Source organism: Pseudomonas hygromyciniae (genome assembly GCF_016925675.1).
GTDB classification, from domain to species: Bacteria; Pseudomonadota; Gammaproteobacteria; order Pseudomonadales; family Pseudomonadaceae; genus Aquipseudomonas; species Aquipseudomonas hygromyciniae.
In genome coordinates, this window is the sequence record NZ_CP070506.1 from 1,509,989 (window position 1) to 1,523,638 (window position 13,650).

The window sequence follows — 13,650 nt, forward strand, 5'->3', positions numbered from 1 at the left end:
TGGGTTGTACTACTCGGTTGTACTACTCAAATCTCCATTGCTGCACGCAAAATCCTTCCCTGCACCGTTGATCCCAATTGACTAACAATGCGGTTTCAAGCCCCTCCGGTTAGCTCGCCTACCAATGCCGCGTGGCAATTGGAAAACAGCTCTGCAACCTGCTTCAACATACCGATGATTCCTTTGGCCTGTGTGTCGTCGTGTGAGAAGGTTTCGATCACGTTGTCATGCTGATCAAGCATCAGTAGCGTCTTGGTCGGCTTTTGGTGCTGTCCCATTCTTGAAAGCAGGGCATCGTAATCGTCCTCCCGGATGACGGACTTCTGTTTGTCTTTTTTCTTGTCCTTTGTAACTGGGTAGCGGAAGAACGTACTTGATGGGTCCGTTGCCTCGATTTCACTGATCCATTGCCCTAGCTCGGTGGGTAAGCTCCAATCTGTGTTTGTGTGGATAGCTAGGTACTCGGCGTGGTCTTCAAAAATTGATAAAGCGGTTGAAGGCCGTGGACGTTATGCATGGGCTGAGGACATTGGCGGAACTCGTGTGGTGGGGATGGCAAAGTCATAGTCGCAATTCGTTACGAATCGGCTACGCCAAATTGCGCGATTGTGGTGGAAGAGGGGATAAACGGGCGTTTTGCCACTGTGCATTCATGAAACCGTAACAAGAATGTTGCAGAGTTGCCGAGCCCGTAATCACAAGGATTTTCCTGAATGAAACGTCTGATGAAGTCTGCTGCACTCGCAGTTGCGGTTTCTCTTGGTGCCACCTCGGTACTTGCTGCTGAGAGCATCCGCCTGACCGGTTCCGGAGCGAGTTTTCCAGCTCCGATCTACCTCACCTGGTTCAAGGATTTCAGCAAGAAAACCGAAGGCGTTACGGTTGACTACCAGTCCAAGGGCAGCGGTGCGGGTGTGCAGGACTTCCTGAACAAAACCGTCGACTTTGCCGCCAGTGACTCGGCGATGAAAGATGAAGACATCGCTAAGGTTGCCGAAGGTGCGCAACTACTGCCGATGACCGCAGGTGAAATCGTGCTGGCCTACAATCTGCCAGGCAGCCCCAAAGGGCTAAAGCTATCGCGCGAGGTCTACTCCAACATCTTCCTGGGCAAAATCACCCAGTGGAATGATCCACAGATTGTTGCGGCCAACCCGGACCTGAAACTGCCCGACATGCCGATCACAGTTGTAGTGCGCGCGGACTCCAGCGGCACCACGGCGGTGTTCACCAAGCACCTGTCGGCCATCAACCCTGCGTTCAATCAAGACCTGGGTGAAGGCAATACCGTCAACTGGCCAGCCAGCGATAAATTCATCAAGTCGCCGAAAAACGATGGTGTAACCGCCACCGTCCGCCAGACCCCGGGCGCGATCGGCTACATCGAATACGGCTTCGCCAAACTGGCTAAAGTTGACTTCGCCCAACTGCAGAACAAGGCCGGCAAATATGTTGTGCCTAACGCCGAAAGCGGTGCAGAAGCACTGGCCGCGGTGAAGATGCCTGACAGCCTGGTGGCCTGGTTGCCGGATCCGGATGGCGCCAAGTCCTACCCGATCACTTCCTACACCTGGATGATCTTCCGCAAGGACAACGGCAACCCGGCCAAGGCCAAGGCCCTGCGTGAAATGGTCGAATACAGCCTGACCGAAGGTCAGAAAATCGCCGATTCGATGGGTTACATCCCGCTGCCGAAATCGGTTGTCGATCAGGTGCGCAAAGCGTCCGCCAACATCCAGTAACGCTCGCGAGGCCTCCTCCGGTGAGGGCTGATTAGCCTCGCCGGAGATGTTTTTCCCTACGCTCCGGAATTCGCCCATGAACCAACCGTTTGTCGTGCCGGTTAACCCGGACTCCGCCTGCCAACCACCTTCCACGAAGGATTTTCTGGTTGATCGAACCTTTCGCGCGCTTGCACGAATAGGGGTGGTTCTGATCCTGGCGTTGGTCTTCGCCTTGGTATTCGAGGTCGGACGCAAAGCTCTTCCAGGCATGGAAAAACACGGGTTTGACGTGATTTTTGGCAGCGTTTGGGATGTAAATCAAGGCAAGTACGGCATTTTGCCGGCTATTTGGGGCACGCTGTACAGCGCATTCATCGCGCTGCTGATCGCAGGCTTTTTTGGCGTCAGCATGGCGATTTTTCTAACCCAGGATTTCCTTCCGGCCAAGCTTGCAGCGGTGTTTCGCACCATTGTCGAATTGCTCGCCGCCATCCCCAGCGTGGTCTACGGCCTGTGGGGGATTTATGTGGTGATTCCGGCGATTCGCCCGCTTACGGCGTGGCTGAACAGCGAACTTGGCTGGATCCCGTTTTTTGGCACCTCCCTGAGTGGTCCGGGACTGCTGCCTGCGGCGCTGGTACTGGCGATCATGATTCTGCCGACCATTGCCGCCGTCTCCCAGGATGCCCTTACAGGTGTCCCGATGAAAACCAAGCAGGCCGCCTATGGTATGGGGACCACGCATTGGGAAGCGATTCTCAAGGTGATGGTGCCCTCAGCGGCCACCGGTATTTTCGGTTCCCTGGTCCTGGGCCTCGGCCGTGCGCTGGGTGAAACCATGGCCCTGGCCATGCTGGTCGGCAACTCCAACAGTATTTCGCTTTCTCTGTTCGCACCGGCCAACACCTTGGCGGCCTTGTTGGCGCTGAACTTCCCCGAGGCCGGGCCAAATGAGGTTGAGGTGTTGATGTATGCCGCATTGGTTCTGATGTTCATCACGCTACTGGTGAACGTCATCGGATCGATGATCATGGTCTACGCCCAGCGGGGTAACAAGTAATGACCAATCTCACTTCTCCTATAGCTGCCATGCCCAGCCTGCAGCGCCGGTTCGAAGGCCGTGCCCTACGCAGCCTGGTATTGACCTCGCTGGTTTGGATGGGCGCGTTGCTGGCCAGCGTGCCGCTGATTTCCGTGCTCTATATGCTGATTACGCGCGGCGGGGCTCGCCTGAGCCTGGAAGTGTTCACTGAACTGCCACCCACCGGGTTCGAGACCGGCGGCGGTTTCGGCAACGCGATGGCGGGTACATTTGTCATGGTCGGTATCGCTGCGGCCATCGCGGTGCCGGTCGGCATTCTGGCAGCGGTTTTCCTGGCTGAACTGGGGCCCGACAGCAAACTGGCGAACGCCTCTCGCTTTGCCGCAAAAATGCTTACCGGGTTGCCGTCGATTTTGGCGGGTGTGTTTGCCTACGCGCTGGTGGTGGTAACCACGGGCACTTACTCGGCACCCGCCGGTGGTGTTGCGTTGGCAGTGCTGATGCTGCCTATCGTGGTGCTGACGGCCGAAGAGTCGATGAAAATGGTGCCCAAGATCATGAAGGACGCCGCCTACGGTATGGGCTGCACCCGCTCGCAGGTCATCTGGAAAATCGTCCTGCCCACCGGCATGCCGGCGATCCTGACCGGTGTCATGCTCGCCGTGGCACGCGCCGCAGGCGAAACGGCTCCATTGCTGTTCACTGCGCTGTTCAGCAACTACTGGATCTACCACGACGGCAGTCTGGCCGTCATGAACCCAACGGCCTCGCTGGCCGTGCTGATTTACAACTTCTCCGGCATGCCCTTCGACAACCAGATCGAGCTCGCCTGGGCGGCCTCGCTGGTGTTGGTAATGATCGTGCTGGTCGTGAATATCGTGAGCCGTATTTTCGGTAAGCCCAAGTATTAAGAACGGGAGCTCCTGAATTTTGAACGTATCAACTGCGCAAATAGCCGCTCCGTTTGTCACCCAGGCACCTGTGGTCATGGACTGCAAGCTGGACAAGATTTTCTACGGCAACTTCATGGCCGTGCGTGATAGCCATGTGCCGATCGAAAAAAACAAAATCACCGGCTTCATCGGGCCGTCCGGCTGCGGCAAGTCTACCGTGCTGCGTAGCCTCAACCGTATGAACGACCTGGTCAAAGGCTTCCGGTTTGAAGGGCACGTACACTTTCTTGGGCAAGACGTGTACGGCAAGGGCGTTGATCCCGTGGTCGTGCGCCGTTACATCGGCATGGTGTTTCAGCAACCGAACCCGTTCTCGATGAGCATTTTCGACAACGTGGCTTTTGGCCTGCGTCTGAATCGCTACAAGGGCGACTTGGGAGATCGCGTCAAGCACGCGCTGCAAGGTGCCGCGCTGTGGGATGAGGTCAAGGACAAGCTCAAAGTCAGCGGCCTGTCGCTCTCCGGCGGCCAGCAGCAACGTCTGTGTATTGCCCGCGCTATTGCCACCGAACCAGAAGTGCTGCTGCTGGATGAACCTTGCTCGGCACTCGACCCGATCGCCACTCGCAGGGTCGAGGAACTGATGGTCGAGTTGAAGAAGGATTACACCATCGCGTTGGTGACGCACAACATGCAGCAGGCGATTCGCGTAGCAGATACCACCGCGTTTTTCTCGGTAGACATCTCTCAGGGCACCCGCACCGGTTATCTGGTGGAAATGGGCCCTACCGTGCAGATTTTCGAAAACCCGCGCGAACAAATGACCGGGGATTACATCAGCGGCAAGTTCAGTTGATCGACCTTTCCACCGTTTCAGGATTGCCAATGGCCGCAACACATCGTCTTGATTTGCTCGCGATCGAACGCGCCTTGCGTGAGGTACAGAGCCAATTTTCCCAGCTTAGCCGGGACTTTACCGAGCCACGCGACCCACTGACAGACGAAGTGCTGCAGAACGTAGTTGAAGGCTATGCCCTGATTGACGAGTATGTCGCGCAGGGGGTTGACCTATTCGACCTTCAGCAACTGAACCTGATGCTGGAGATCAATGCCACCGTGCTTTGCGGCAAAGATCCAGTGCGTCGATTGGAATACGCCCAGCACCTGGCGGCGACGGAAGTACACTTTTTCAACAATGTTGAAGGTGGCATCAAGGATTTGTTTAGCTGGTACTGCAAGCATCACAGTGAATCTGCGTGGAAGCGTGCAGCCGGTGTTTACGTGCGAATCCTCAGCAAGCCGCAGTTGTTCATCGAAGGTAATCACCGCAGCGGTTCGCTGATCGTTAGCTACTTGTTGATGCGCGAGGGATTGCCGCCGTTCGTACTGACGCTGGATAACGCCGAGGGCTACTTCAATCCGTCCTCGATCATACGCAACTCCGCTAAGCATGGCGTCAAAGCACTGTACGAACTACCCAAGATCAAGAAAAAATATGCAGCGTTCCTGGAAGGCAAGGCCCCTGACCCAAGGGAGTTTTTCCTGAGCGACGCACCGGTGCCCGTCTATCAGGGGGGCCATTGATGGGAAGGTATCCATTGCTCCATACAATCAAGCGTGTGTTAAAGCGCAAGCACATCCGTATCTCGTTCGATATCGATGACACGCTGGCCTGTCAGCTCCAGCACAGTGCGACTGAACAGAGCCGTTTGCCGGCGTGCGTGCATCGTTGGCTGGGTGAGCCGCTGCGCAGCGGAACCCGCTCCCTGGCCCGCGAACTGCGTCGGCAGGGCTGCAGCGTCTGGGTCTATACCTCATCAGGCCGGACCCCGTCCTACATTCGCCGTTGGTTGTTGCTGTACGGCATCCACGTCGATGGTGTAGTCAACAGCGTGCGACACAACCAAGCCCTCACGGAGCGCGGGATGTCGAGTACCCCATCGAAATTCCCGCCGGCATTTGACATCGACTTGCATGTCGACGATTCCGAGGGCGTTCAGCTTGAAGGCTTCGATCACGGGTTTCGCGTGGTGGTCGTGGACCCGCAAGACGAGCACTGGGGGCAACGCGTGCTGGATGCCGTAGCACTGCTGCAGGCGCAGTTAGCTCTCCAGCAACCGCAGAGGCACAAGGTACCTGCGCTAACGTCTCCAGGATTGACGTTGAATGGGTGAGGGCGAAACCTTATCTCTGCGCCATTTTTAGTTAAAAAAGCCCCGATTTTCGGGGTTTTTTTATGTCTGATGTCCCGGCCAGCGACGAGCAGTAGCCCCTGAAATGGTTGAGCCTTTCAGGGGCTTTTTGTTTCTGCGTTACCCCTCAGGTTTGCTTCTGAAACAGCAGGGTGTTTTGCTAGGCGAAATTCAAGGTCAAATGGCAGATAAGCTTTTTATCAAAAATAATCAATGTAAAACAATCGCTTAGCTATTAATCGATTTTGTTTTCAATCGACAGCTTTACTTAAATTTTGCGAAGTGCTTATATTTTGTCTTGAAATCAAAATGTGATTTCGCACAGCGAAACATCTTGAGTGGTAAAAGCCGGAGCGTGCCTTTGCCGCTGGCAAAGTGTCGCTGGAGCTTCACACATAACAACAAAAATAGGGCTGCATCATGGAGTGCCATTCCCGCGTCATTGCTACGTGTCTCCTGGTTTTCATTGGGCAGATAGGCCTGCCGGCGTCGGCGCAGGCGGACTTTTTCGCAGACAGCAAGGCCAGCGTCGAGCTGCGCAATTTTTACATCAATCGTGACTACAGCCAGGCCAGCACCACCCAGTCCAAGCAGGAAGAATGGGCCCAGGGCTTTTTGCTGCGTTACGCGTCAGGGTTTACCCCTGGCCCTGTGGGTTTTGGGCTGGATGCAATCGGCCTGGTTGGCGTGAAGCTCGACTCCAGCCTGGACCGTGCCGGTTCCGGCTTGTTGCCTCGTCAGCGAGATGGCCGTGCGGTGGATGAAAGTGGCTCCCTTGGCCTGACTGCCAAGGTGCGGGCGTCCAAGAGTTTGCTCAGAATCGGCACCTTGCATCCGCGCTTGCCGGTGGTGCAGTTCAACGACACCCGTTTGCTGCCGCAGACGTTCGAGGGCGTGCATCTGAATTCCCAGGAGTTCGCCAACGTGACCCTCGATGCGGGGCAGATCCGCCAAGTGACCCAGCGCGACTCCACGAACCGCGAAGACCTGACGCCGTCAGTGGCCAACGCCAAGGGCATTCGTGTCAGCAAGGGCGCCACCAGCGATGAGTTCAACTTCGCCGGTGTCGGTTACAAGTGGAGCAACCAGTTAAGTGGCAGCTACTTCTACGGTGAGCTCGACCGCTTTTATCGCCAGCACAATTTCAGCCTGTTGCATGTACTGCCCCTTGGGGAAGGGCAGTCGCTCAAGAGTGACTTGCGTTATGCCCGGTCCTACAACGAAGGCCAGAGCAATATCGATAACACTGCCGTGTCGGCGATGCTCACCTACAGTCTGGGCGGCCACGCGTTTGGTCTGGCCTATCAGAAGATGAGTGGCGACACTGGCTACGCCTATATCCATGGCGCCGACGCGTTCTTGCCCAACTTTATTTCCAACAACGATTTTGCCAACCGGGATGAGAGGTCCTGGCAGGCGCGCTACGACTTCAATTTTGCCGCTGTGGGTATTCCGGGCCTGACCTTCATGACCCGTTACGTCTACGGCAGCGATATTGAGTTGGGTGCCGGCAAGCCGACGGGCTCTGAGTGGGAGCGCGATACGGACATTGCCTACGTGTTCCAGGACGGTTCGTTGAAAAATCTGGGGGTGAAATGGCGTAACTCGTCTTTGCGCATGAATCACTTTGGCAGTGATCTGGACGATAACCGCCTGATCATCAGTTACACCCTGCCACTCCTGTAGTCGAGTCGGTGACAGCCCGCCAGGCGGGTCTATAACAACAATGAGGTCGTAGCGGCTATGAAGAACGCACTTTATCCATCACGTATACGCGCCTGGTTCACCGTCAGCATACTGATGCTGGCCTACGTTTTATCCTTCGTGGACCGGCAGATTCTCAACCTGCTGGTGGGACCGATCCGTCACGACATGGATATCAGCGACACGCAGATGAGCCTGTTGATGGGGCTGTCGTTTGCGATTTTCTACACCCTCTGCGGCATCCCGCTGGGGCGGATTGCCGACAGCAAGAGCCGGCGTAACCTGCTGATGTGCGGGATCCTGGTGTGGAGCGGCATGACCGCCGCCTGCGGCATGGTCAAAGGTTACTGGCAGTTCCTTTTTTGCCGGATTGGCGTGGCAGCAGGCGAAGCCTCCTTGGCGCCCTGTGCTTATTCGATGATCTCCGACAGTTTCACCCCTGAGCGTCGCGGTACGGCGTTCAGCGTGTATTCGACGGCGATTTACCTGGGTTCGGGCGTTGCCCTGTTGTTGGGTGGGGTGGCGGTGCACTTTGCTACCAGCCAGGGCGATATGACATTGCCGCTGATTGGCACCGTGCGCCCGTGGCAAATGGTGTTCCTGATTCTCGGCGCGGTTGGTGTGGTCTTCTCCCTGTGCTTGCTGTTGCTGCGCGAGCCGGTGCGCCATGGCGTGGGGGCGGGCCTGGAGCTGCCGTTTTCGGAGTTCGTCGATTACCTGCGTAAAAACCGCCGCACCATGCTTTGCCATAACCTGGGCTTTGCTTGCCTGACGTTTACGGCCTACGGCAGCAGTGCCTGGATCCCGACATTTTTTGTGCGCTCGTTCGACATGAGCGTACCTGAGGTCGGGGTGATCTACGGCAGCATGCTGGCGATCTGCGGCTCTCTTGGCTTGTTGGTGGGTGGCCGGTTGTGCGACTGGCTGATCAAGCGCGGTCACCGCGATGCTCCCCTGCGTATCGCAATCCTGGCTGCCGTACTGACCTTGCCATCGAACCTGGGCTATCTGGTGGATGACAAGAACCTGGCCCTGGTGATGATGGCCTTTCACGTGTTTACCGTGAGCATGCCCTTTGGCGTCGGCCCTTTGGCCGTGCAAGAAGTGGTGCCCAGCCCGATGCGTGGGCAGGCCTCGGCGCTGTATCAGTTTGCCGTGACCTTGATCGGCCTGGGGATTGGCCCGACGGCCGTGGCCTTGGGCACCGATTATGTGTTCGGCAGCGACTCGGCGCTGCGCTACTCGCTGGCAGTAGTGACGGGCGTTTCGCTGGTGCTGGCCGTGGTGATTCTGATGAGCGGCCTGCGTTCGTATCGCGAAAGCCTGGAGCGTCTCAAAAGCTGGGCGCCCAAGGATCCCACGCTGGTGGTACCAGGGCGGCAGGTGCCAGCGGCTGACGCTTGAGTCAGTAATTTCTCTCGCTAGATCAAGCTGACACCCCACGGGGTGTCAGTTTTTTTCCGTCGGCAATCTTTCCAGAAACCGTTTGCCAAAACATGACGCTTTGATAAAATCGATTCGCATGTTCCGCATTGCGGAACATGGTTTCAATAAAAACAAGATATCGAGGTTCAGATGAATTCCAGCGTGAGCTACGAGCGCCAAGGCGAGATTGCACTGATCACCCTGAACAACCCGCCGGTCAACGCCCTTGGTCAAGCCGAGCGTGAAGGCCTGTTACGCGCCTTGCACCAGGGCCAGATCGACACGCAGGCCAAGGTGTTGGTGCTACTGTGCGCTGGCCGCACTTTCATTGCCGGGGCTGATATCAAGGAGTTCGGCAAGCCGCCCCAGGCGCCGAGCCTGCCGGAAGTGGTCAACGCCTATGAACAAAGCGACAAACCCTGTGTCGCGGTGATTCACGGCACGGCCTTGGGCGGCGGCCTGGAAATGGCCCTGGGCTGCCATTATCGAATCGCCCGCCGCGATGCCAAGGTCGGCCTGCCGGAGGTCAAGCTCGGGTTGCTGCCGGGCGCGGGCGGCACCCAGCGCTTGCCCCGTCTGGCAGGTGTGGCCAAGGCCCTGGAGATGATTGTCTCCGGCCAGCCCATCAACGCGACGCAAGCCCGGGAGCATCACATTGTCGATGAACTGTTCGACGGCGATCCCCGCACCGCCGCCATCGCCTTTGCCCAACGCATGCTGGATAACGGCCTGGGTGTGCGGCGCACCGGTGAACAAACCGCCGCCCTCAAGGGCGTGGACAACGCCGGGTTGATCGCCGCCAAAAGCGCCGCTGTCACCCAGGGGTTGCCGGGTTTCTTTTCCCCGCCCCGCTGTGTCGCCGCGATCGAAGCGGCGACCTTGCTGCCACTGGCCGAAGGCTTGCAGCGCGAGCGCGCACTGTTCCAGGAGTGCCTGGCCTCTGAGCAGCGTGCGGCGTTGGTACACGCCTTCTTTGCCGAGCGCCAATGCGCCCAGATCGACGACCTGCCCAAGGACACGCCCGTACGCACCGTTGAACGCGTCGGAGTGATCGGTGGCGGCACCATGGGCGTGGGGATCGCCTTGAGTTTTGTCAGCGCCGGCATTGCCGTGCTGCTCTTGGAAGTCGATGAGCCGGCCCTGCAGCGGGCATTGCAACGTGCCCGCGAGACCTGCGAAGCCAGTGTCGCCCGTGGCAGCTTGAGCCCTGCCGTGATGGAGCAGCGTTTGGCGCTGCTGCATGGCGGGGTGGACTACAGCGAGCTGGCCACTGCCGACCTGGTCATCGAGGCGGTGTTTGAAAGCCTGGAGGTCAAGCGCCAGGTGTTTGAACGCCTGGATCACGTCTGCAAACCCGGCGCGATCCTCGCCAGCAACACATCGTCACTGGATCTGGATGTGATCGCTGGCTTCACTTCACGGCCTCAGGATGTGGTGGGCCTGCACTTTTTCAGCCCGGCCAACGTCATGCGCCTGCTGGAAGTCGTGCGTGGGCGGCACACCGCTCTCGACGTGTTGGCCACTGTTATGCAATTGAGCAAAAAGCTCAACAAGATTGCCGTGGTGGTAGGCGTCTGTGACGGGTTCGTCGGTAACCGCATGATCTTCCAGTATGGCCGCGAGGCCGAGTTCCTGTTGGAGGAGGGCGCCACTCCCGAGCAAGTCGACGGGGCCTTGCGCACCTTCGGCATGGCCATGGGCCCCAATGCCATGCGGGACCTGTCGGGGCTGGATATTGGCTGGAGCATCCGCCAGCGCCAGCGCGCCACGCTGCCCGCGAACTATCCGTTGCCCGGCGTCCTCGACGCGTTGTACGCGGCCGGCATGCTCGGCCAGAAGACCGGCAAGGGCTTCTACTGTTACGCCCCCGGCTCCCGTCGTCCCGAGCCCAACCCTGAACTGTTGCCGCTGCTGCAAGCCGTCTCCCGTGACAAAGGCATTGAGCGGCGCGCCCTGAGTGATGAATACATCGTCGAGCGCTGCCTGTTCGCCTTGATCAATGAGGGCGCAAAAATCCTGCAGGAAGGCATCGCCCGGCGTAGCAGCGACATCGATGTCATCTACCTCAACGGCTATGGCTTTGCCGCCTGGCGCGGCGGCCCGATGTTCTATGCCGACAGCCTTGGCCTGGACAAGGTACTGGCCCGTATTCGCGAGTTCCACCAACGCTTCGGCGCCTGGTGGGAGCCCGCGCCGCTGCTGGAAAAACTGGCGGCAGAAGGGCGGCGCTTCGCTGACTGGAAACTGGATTCATAACGGCCTGCTTCACGGTCTATCAATGGCTTGGAGAAACAACATGGATATTCATTTTACCGCTGAAGAACTGGCGTTTCGTGATGAAGTCAGGGCCTTCTTGAAGAACAAACTGCCCCAGGACCTGGCCGACAAGGTGCGCCTGGGCAAGCCCTTGTCCAAGGATGACCACTTACGCTGGCAGGCAATCCAGAACGCGCAGGGGTGGTACGCCACCCATTGGCCGGTGGCCTTTGGCGGTACTGGCTGGGGCGCTGTGCAAAAGCATATCTTTGATGAGGAATGCGCACTGGTGGGCGCTCCGCGCAGCATTCCGTTCGGGGTCAACATGGTGGCGCCGGTGCTGATCAAGTACGGCACGCCACAGCAACAAGACCACTACCTGCCGCGCATCCTCAACGGTGCCGATTGGTGGTGCCAGGGCTACTCCGAGCCAGGCGCCGGCTCTGACCTGGCCTCGCTGAAAACCCGCGCGGTGCGCGAGGGCGACTATTACATCGTCAATGGCCAGAAGACCTGGACCACCCTGGGCCAGCACGCCAACATGATTTTCTGCCTGGTGCGCACCGACCCACAGGCGCAGAAGCAACGGGGTATTTCCTTCCTGCTGATCGATATGACCAGTCCGGGTATCAGTGTGCGGCCGATCATCACCCTGGACGGCGAACACGAGGTCAACGAGGTGTTCTTCGACAACGTCAAGGTGCCCGTAGCGAACCTGGTCGGCGAAGAAAACCAAGGCTGGACATGCGCCAAATACCTGCTCACCTACGAGCGTACTGGCCTGGCGGGAATCGGCGCGTCGAAGGCGGCGCTAGCCCACCTCAAGCGCATTGCCCGTAAGCAGATGAGCGAAGGCCGGCCAATCTTCGACGACCCGCTGTTTCGCGCCCAGGTCGCGGAGCTGGAAATGCAATTGATGGCCACCGAAATGAGCACCTTGCGCACCCTGGCTGCGGCCAAGGATGGCGGGGTGCCCGGTGCGGAAAGCTCGATCCTCAAGGTCAAGGGCACCGAAGTTCGCCAGGCCATCAGCCACTTGCTGCGCAAAGTGATCGGGCCCTATGCGCTGCCCTACCTGGAAGAAGAACTGGAGCTGGATCATCCGGGCGAACCCCTGCACGCCGATTACAGCGTGGCGTTGGCCAGCCAGTATTTCAACCTGCGCAAGCTGTCGATCTTCGGCGGCTCCAACGAAATTCAGAAAAACATCGTCGCCAAGATGATTCTCGAACTGTAAGGGGCTCTGACCATGGACTTCAAACTGACCGAAGAGCAGCAAATGCTGCAAGACACCGCCACCCGCCTGGTGCGCGACGCCTACAGCTTCGAGGCGCGTGAGCAGTATGCCCAGAGCGATGAGGGTTTCAGTCGTACGTTCTGGCAGCAACTCGGTGAACTGGGGCTGACGGCGGTGCCGTTTCCCGAGGCCCTGGGCGGCTTTGGCGGGGGCGGCGTCGATACGATGCTGTTGATGACCGAGTTCGGTCGCGGCCTGTGCCTGGAACCCTATGTGGAATCGGTGATTTATGCCGGTGGGTTGCTGATGCAACTCGCCAACTCGGCCCAGCAGCAAGACCTGTTGGCGCAAGTGGCCAGCGGGCAATTGCTGCTCGCCACGGCCTTTGAGGAGCAGCAGAGCCACTACCATTTGAACGATGTGCAGACCCGTGCCGAACAGACGGCCGAGGGCTGGACACTGACCGGCAGGAAAGCGGTGGTAATGGGCGGGCACCAGGCCGGCTTGATTCTGGTCAGCGCGCGGATCAGTGGTGACAGCCGCGATGAGCACGGCATTGGCCTGTTCCTGGTGGATCCGCAGGCCGCTGGCGTCGAGCGCCGCACCTATCCAACGGTCGATGGCCGCAAAGCCTGCGACCTTTACCTGGATAAGGTGAAGGTTTCTGCCGATCAGGAATTGGGTGAACCGGGCCAGGCCCTCGCGGCGTTGCGTTATCAGCAAGGGCGGGCCATTGCCGCACAGTGCGCGGATGCGTTGGGCAGCATGCAGGAAGCCTGTCGCCTGACCCTGGAATACTTGAAGACCCGGCAACAGTTTGGTGTGGCGATTGGTCAGTTCCAGGTGCTGCAGCACCGTATGGTGGACATGCGTACCGACCTGGAACAGGCCACCAGCATGGCGATCCTGGCCGCGTGCTGCTGCGACGAAGCAGACAGCCTTGAGCGCACCAGGACCCTGGCCGCCGCCAAGTTCATCGTCACCCGCGCCGCGCGCAACATCGCCGAGCAGGCGATCCAACTGCACGGCGGGATCGGCATGACCTGGGAGTACACCTTGGCGCATCACGCCAAACGCCTGGTGATGCTCAGTCATCAGTTCGGTGATGACGACCATCACCTCAAGGCTTATGCCGCGTTGCTCGATGCCGCATGAACCGCCGATTTTTCACTCTGAG

At 58.6% G+C, this 13,650-nt stretch carries 12 protein-coding genes; 11 read left to right on the forward strand and 1 reads right to left on the reverse strand.

Annotated elements, in window-relative coordinates; genetic code table 11:
• Nucleotides 1–95: 95 nt before the first annotated feature.
• Entirely contained in the window at nt 96–242 is a 147-nt protein-coding gene (locus tag JTY93_RS06630; protein WP_178120242.1) for a hypothetical protein, read from the reverse strand.
• 471 nt (nt 243–713) lie between these two features.
• Here JTY93_RS06630 and pstS point away from each other — a divergent pair, with 471 nt between their 5' ends.
• The 11 genes from pstS to JTY93_RS06685 all read left to right on the forward strand — a co-directional run bounded on the left by pstS (nt 714) and on the right by JTY93_RS06685 (nt 13,628).
• Nucleotides 714–1,742, forward strand: coding sequence for a phosphate ABC transporter substrate-binding protein PstS (gene pstS, locus JTY93_RS06635; RefSeq protein WP_205478214.1), 1,029 nt, complete (start codon nt 714–716; stop codon nt 1,740–1,742).
• A gap of 76 nt (nt 1,743–1,818) precedes the next feature.
• Entirely contained in the window at nt 1,819–2,784 is a 966-nt protein-coding gene (gene pstC / locus JTY93_RS06640; protein ID WP_169993553.1) for a phosphate ABC transporter permease subunit PstC, read from the forward strand.
• Nucleotides 2,784–3,677, forward strand: a complete 894-nt coding sequence (gene pstA, locus JTY93_RS06645) for a phosphate ABC transporter permease PstA (protein ID WP_169993551.1) — start codon at nt 2,784–2,786, stop codon at nt 3,675–3,677. The genes pstC and pstA overlap by 1 nt, the downstream gene beginning before the upstream one ends.
• Nucleotides 3,678–3,753: 76 nt before the next feature.
• Nucleotides 3,754–4,515, forward strand: a complete 762-nt coding sequence (gene pstB, locus JTY93_RS06650) for a phosphate ABC transporter ATP-binding protein PstB (RefSeq protein ID WP_222933913.1) — start codon at nt 3,754–3,756, stop codon at nt 4,513–4,515.
• A gap of 29 nt (nt 4,516–4,544) precedes the next feature.
• Nucleotides 4,545–5,243 carry a Fic family protein gene (locus JTY93_RS06655; protein ID WP_205478220.1) on the forward strand — a complete coding sequence of 233 codons (699 nt, stop codon included), beginning with the start codon at nt 4,545–4,547 and terminating at the stop codon, nt 5,241–5,243.
• Nucleotides 5,243–5,833, forward strand: coding sequence for a hypothetical protein (locus JTY93_RS06660; RefSeq protein WP_169993545.1), 591 nt, complete (start codon nt 5,243–5,245; stop codon nt 5,831–5,833). The genes JTY93_RS06655 and JTY93_RS06660 overlap by 1 nt, the downstream gene beginning before the upstream one ends.
• Nucleotides 5,834–6,271: 438 nt before the next feature.
• Nucleotides 6,272–7,537 carry an OprD family porin gene (locus JTY93_RS06665; RefSeq protein WP_205478215.1) on the forward strand — a complete coding sequence of 422 codons (1,266 nt, stop codon included), beginning with the start codon at nt 6,272–6,274 and terminating at the stop codon, nt 7,535–7,537.
• 57 nt (nt 7,538–7,594) lie between these two features.
• Nucleotides 7,595–8,959 carry a spinster family MFS transporter gene (locus tag JTY93_RS06670; RefSeq protein WP_205478216.1) on the forward strand — a complete coding sequence of 455 codons (1,365 nt, stop codon included), beginning with the start codon at nt 7,595–7,597 and terminating at the stop codon, nt 8,957–8,959.
• A gap of 171 nt (nt 8,960–9,130) precedes the next feature.
• A complete protein-coding gene (locus JTY93_RS06675) occupies nt 9,131–11,236 on the forward strand; it encodes a 3-hydroxyacyl-CoA dehydrogenase NAD-binding domain-containing protein (protein WP_205478217.1) in 2,106 nt (701 codons plus the stop codon).
• Nucleotides 11,237–11,276: 40 nt separating this feature from the next.
• A complete protein-coding gene (locus tag JTY93_RS06680) occupies nt 11,277–12,473 on the forward strand; it encodes an acyl-CoA dehydrogenase family protein (RefSeq protein ID WP_205478218.1) in 1,197 nt (398 codons plus the stop codon).
• Between the two features lie 12 nt (nt 12,474–12,485).
• Nucleotides 12,486–13,628 carry an acyl-CoA dehydrogenase family protein gene (locus JTY93_RS06685; RefSeq protein ID WP_205478219.1) on the forward strand — a complete coding sequence of 381 codons (1,143 nt, stop codon included), beginning with the start codon at nt 12,486–12,488 and terminating at the stop codon, nt 13,626–13,628.
• The last annotated feature ends 22 nt before the right edge of the window (nt 13,629–13,650 follow it).

Bases quoted from the DNA above. Each gene is read 5' to 3' on its own strand.
- JTY93_RS06630 (WP_178120242.1), bottom strand. From the start codon at position 242: ATGCTTGATCAGCATGACAACGTGATCGAAACCTTCTCACACGACGAC.
- pstS (WP_205478214.1), top strand. From the start codon at position 714: ATGAAACGTCTGATGAAGTCTGCTGCACTCGCAGTTGCGGTTTCTCTT.
- pstC (WP_169993553.1), top strand. From the start codon at position 1,819: ATGAACCAACCGTTTGTCGTGCCGGTTAACCCGGACTCCGCCTGCCAA.
- pstA (WP_169993551.1), top strand. From the start codon at position 2,784: ATGACCAATCTCACTTCTCCTATAGCTGCCATGCCCAGCCTGCAGCGC.
- pstB (WP_222933913.1), top strand. From the start codon at position 3,754: ATGGACTGCAAGCTGGACAAGATTTTCTACGGCAACTTCATGGCCGTG.
- JTY93_RS06655 (WP_205478220.1), top strand. From the start codon at position 4,545: ATGGCCGCAACACATCGTCTTGATTTGCTCGCGATCGAACGCGCCTTG.
- JTY93_RS06660 (WP_169993545.1), top strand. From the start codon at position 5,243: ATGGGAAGGTATCCATTGCTCCATACAATCAAGCGTGTGTTAAAGCGC.
- JTY93_RS06665 (WP_205478215.1), top strand. From the start codon at position 6,272: ATGGAGTGCCATTCCCGCGTCATTGCTACGTGTCTCCTGGTTTTCATT.
- JTY93_RS06670 (WP_205478216.1), top strand. From the start codon at position 7,595: ATGAAGAACGCACTTTATCCATCACGTATACGCGCCTGGTTCACCGTC.
- JTY93_RS06675 (WP_205478217.1), top strand. From the start codon at position 9,131: ATGAATTCCAGCGTGAGCTACGAGCGCCAAGGCGAGATTGCACTGATC.
- JTY93_RS06680 (WP_205478218.1), top strand. From the start codon at position 11,277: ATGGATATTCATTTTACCGCTGAAGAACTGGCGTTTCGTGATGAAGTC.
- JTY93_RS06685 (WP_205478219.1), top strand. From the start codon at position 12,486: ATGGACTTCAAACTGACCGAAGAGCAGCAAATGCTGCAAGACACCGCC.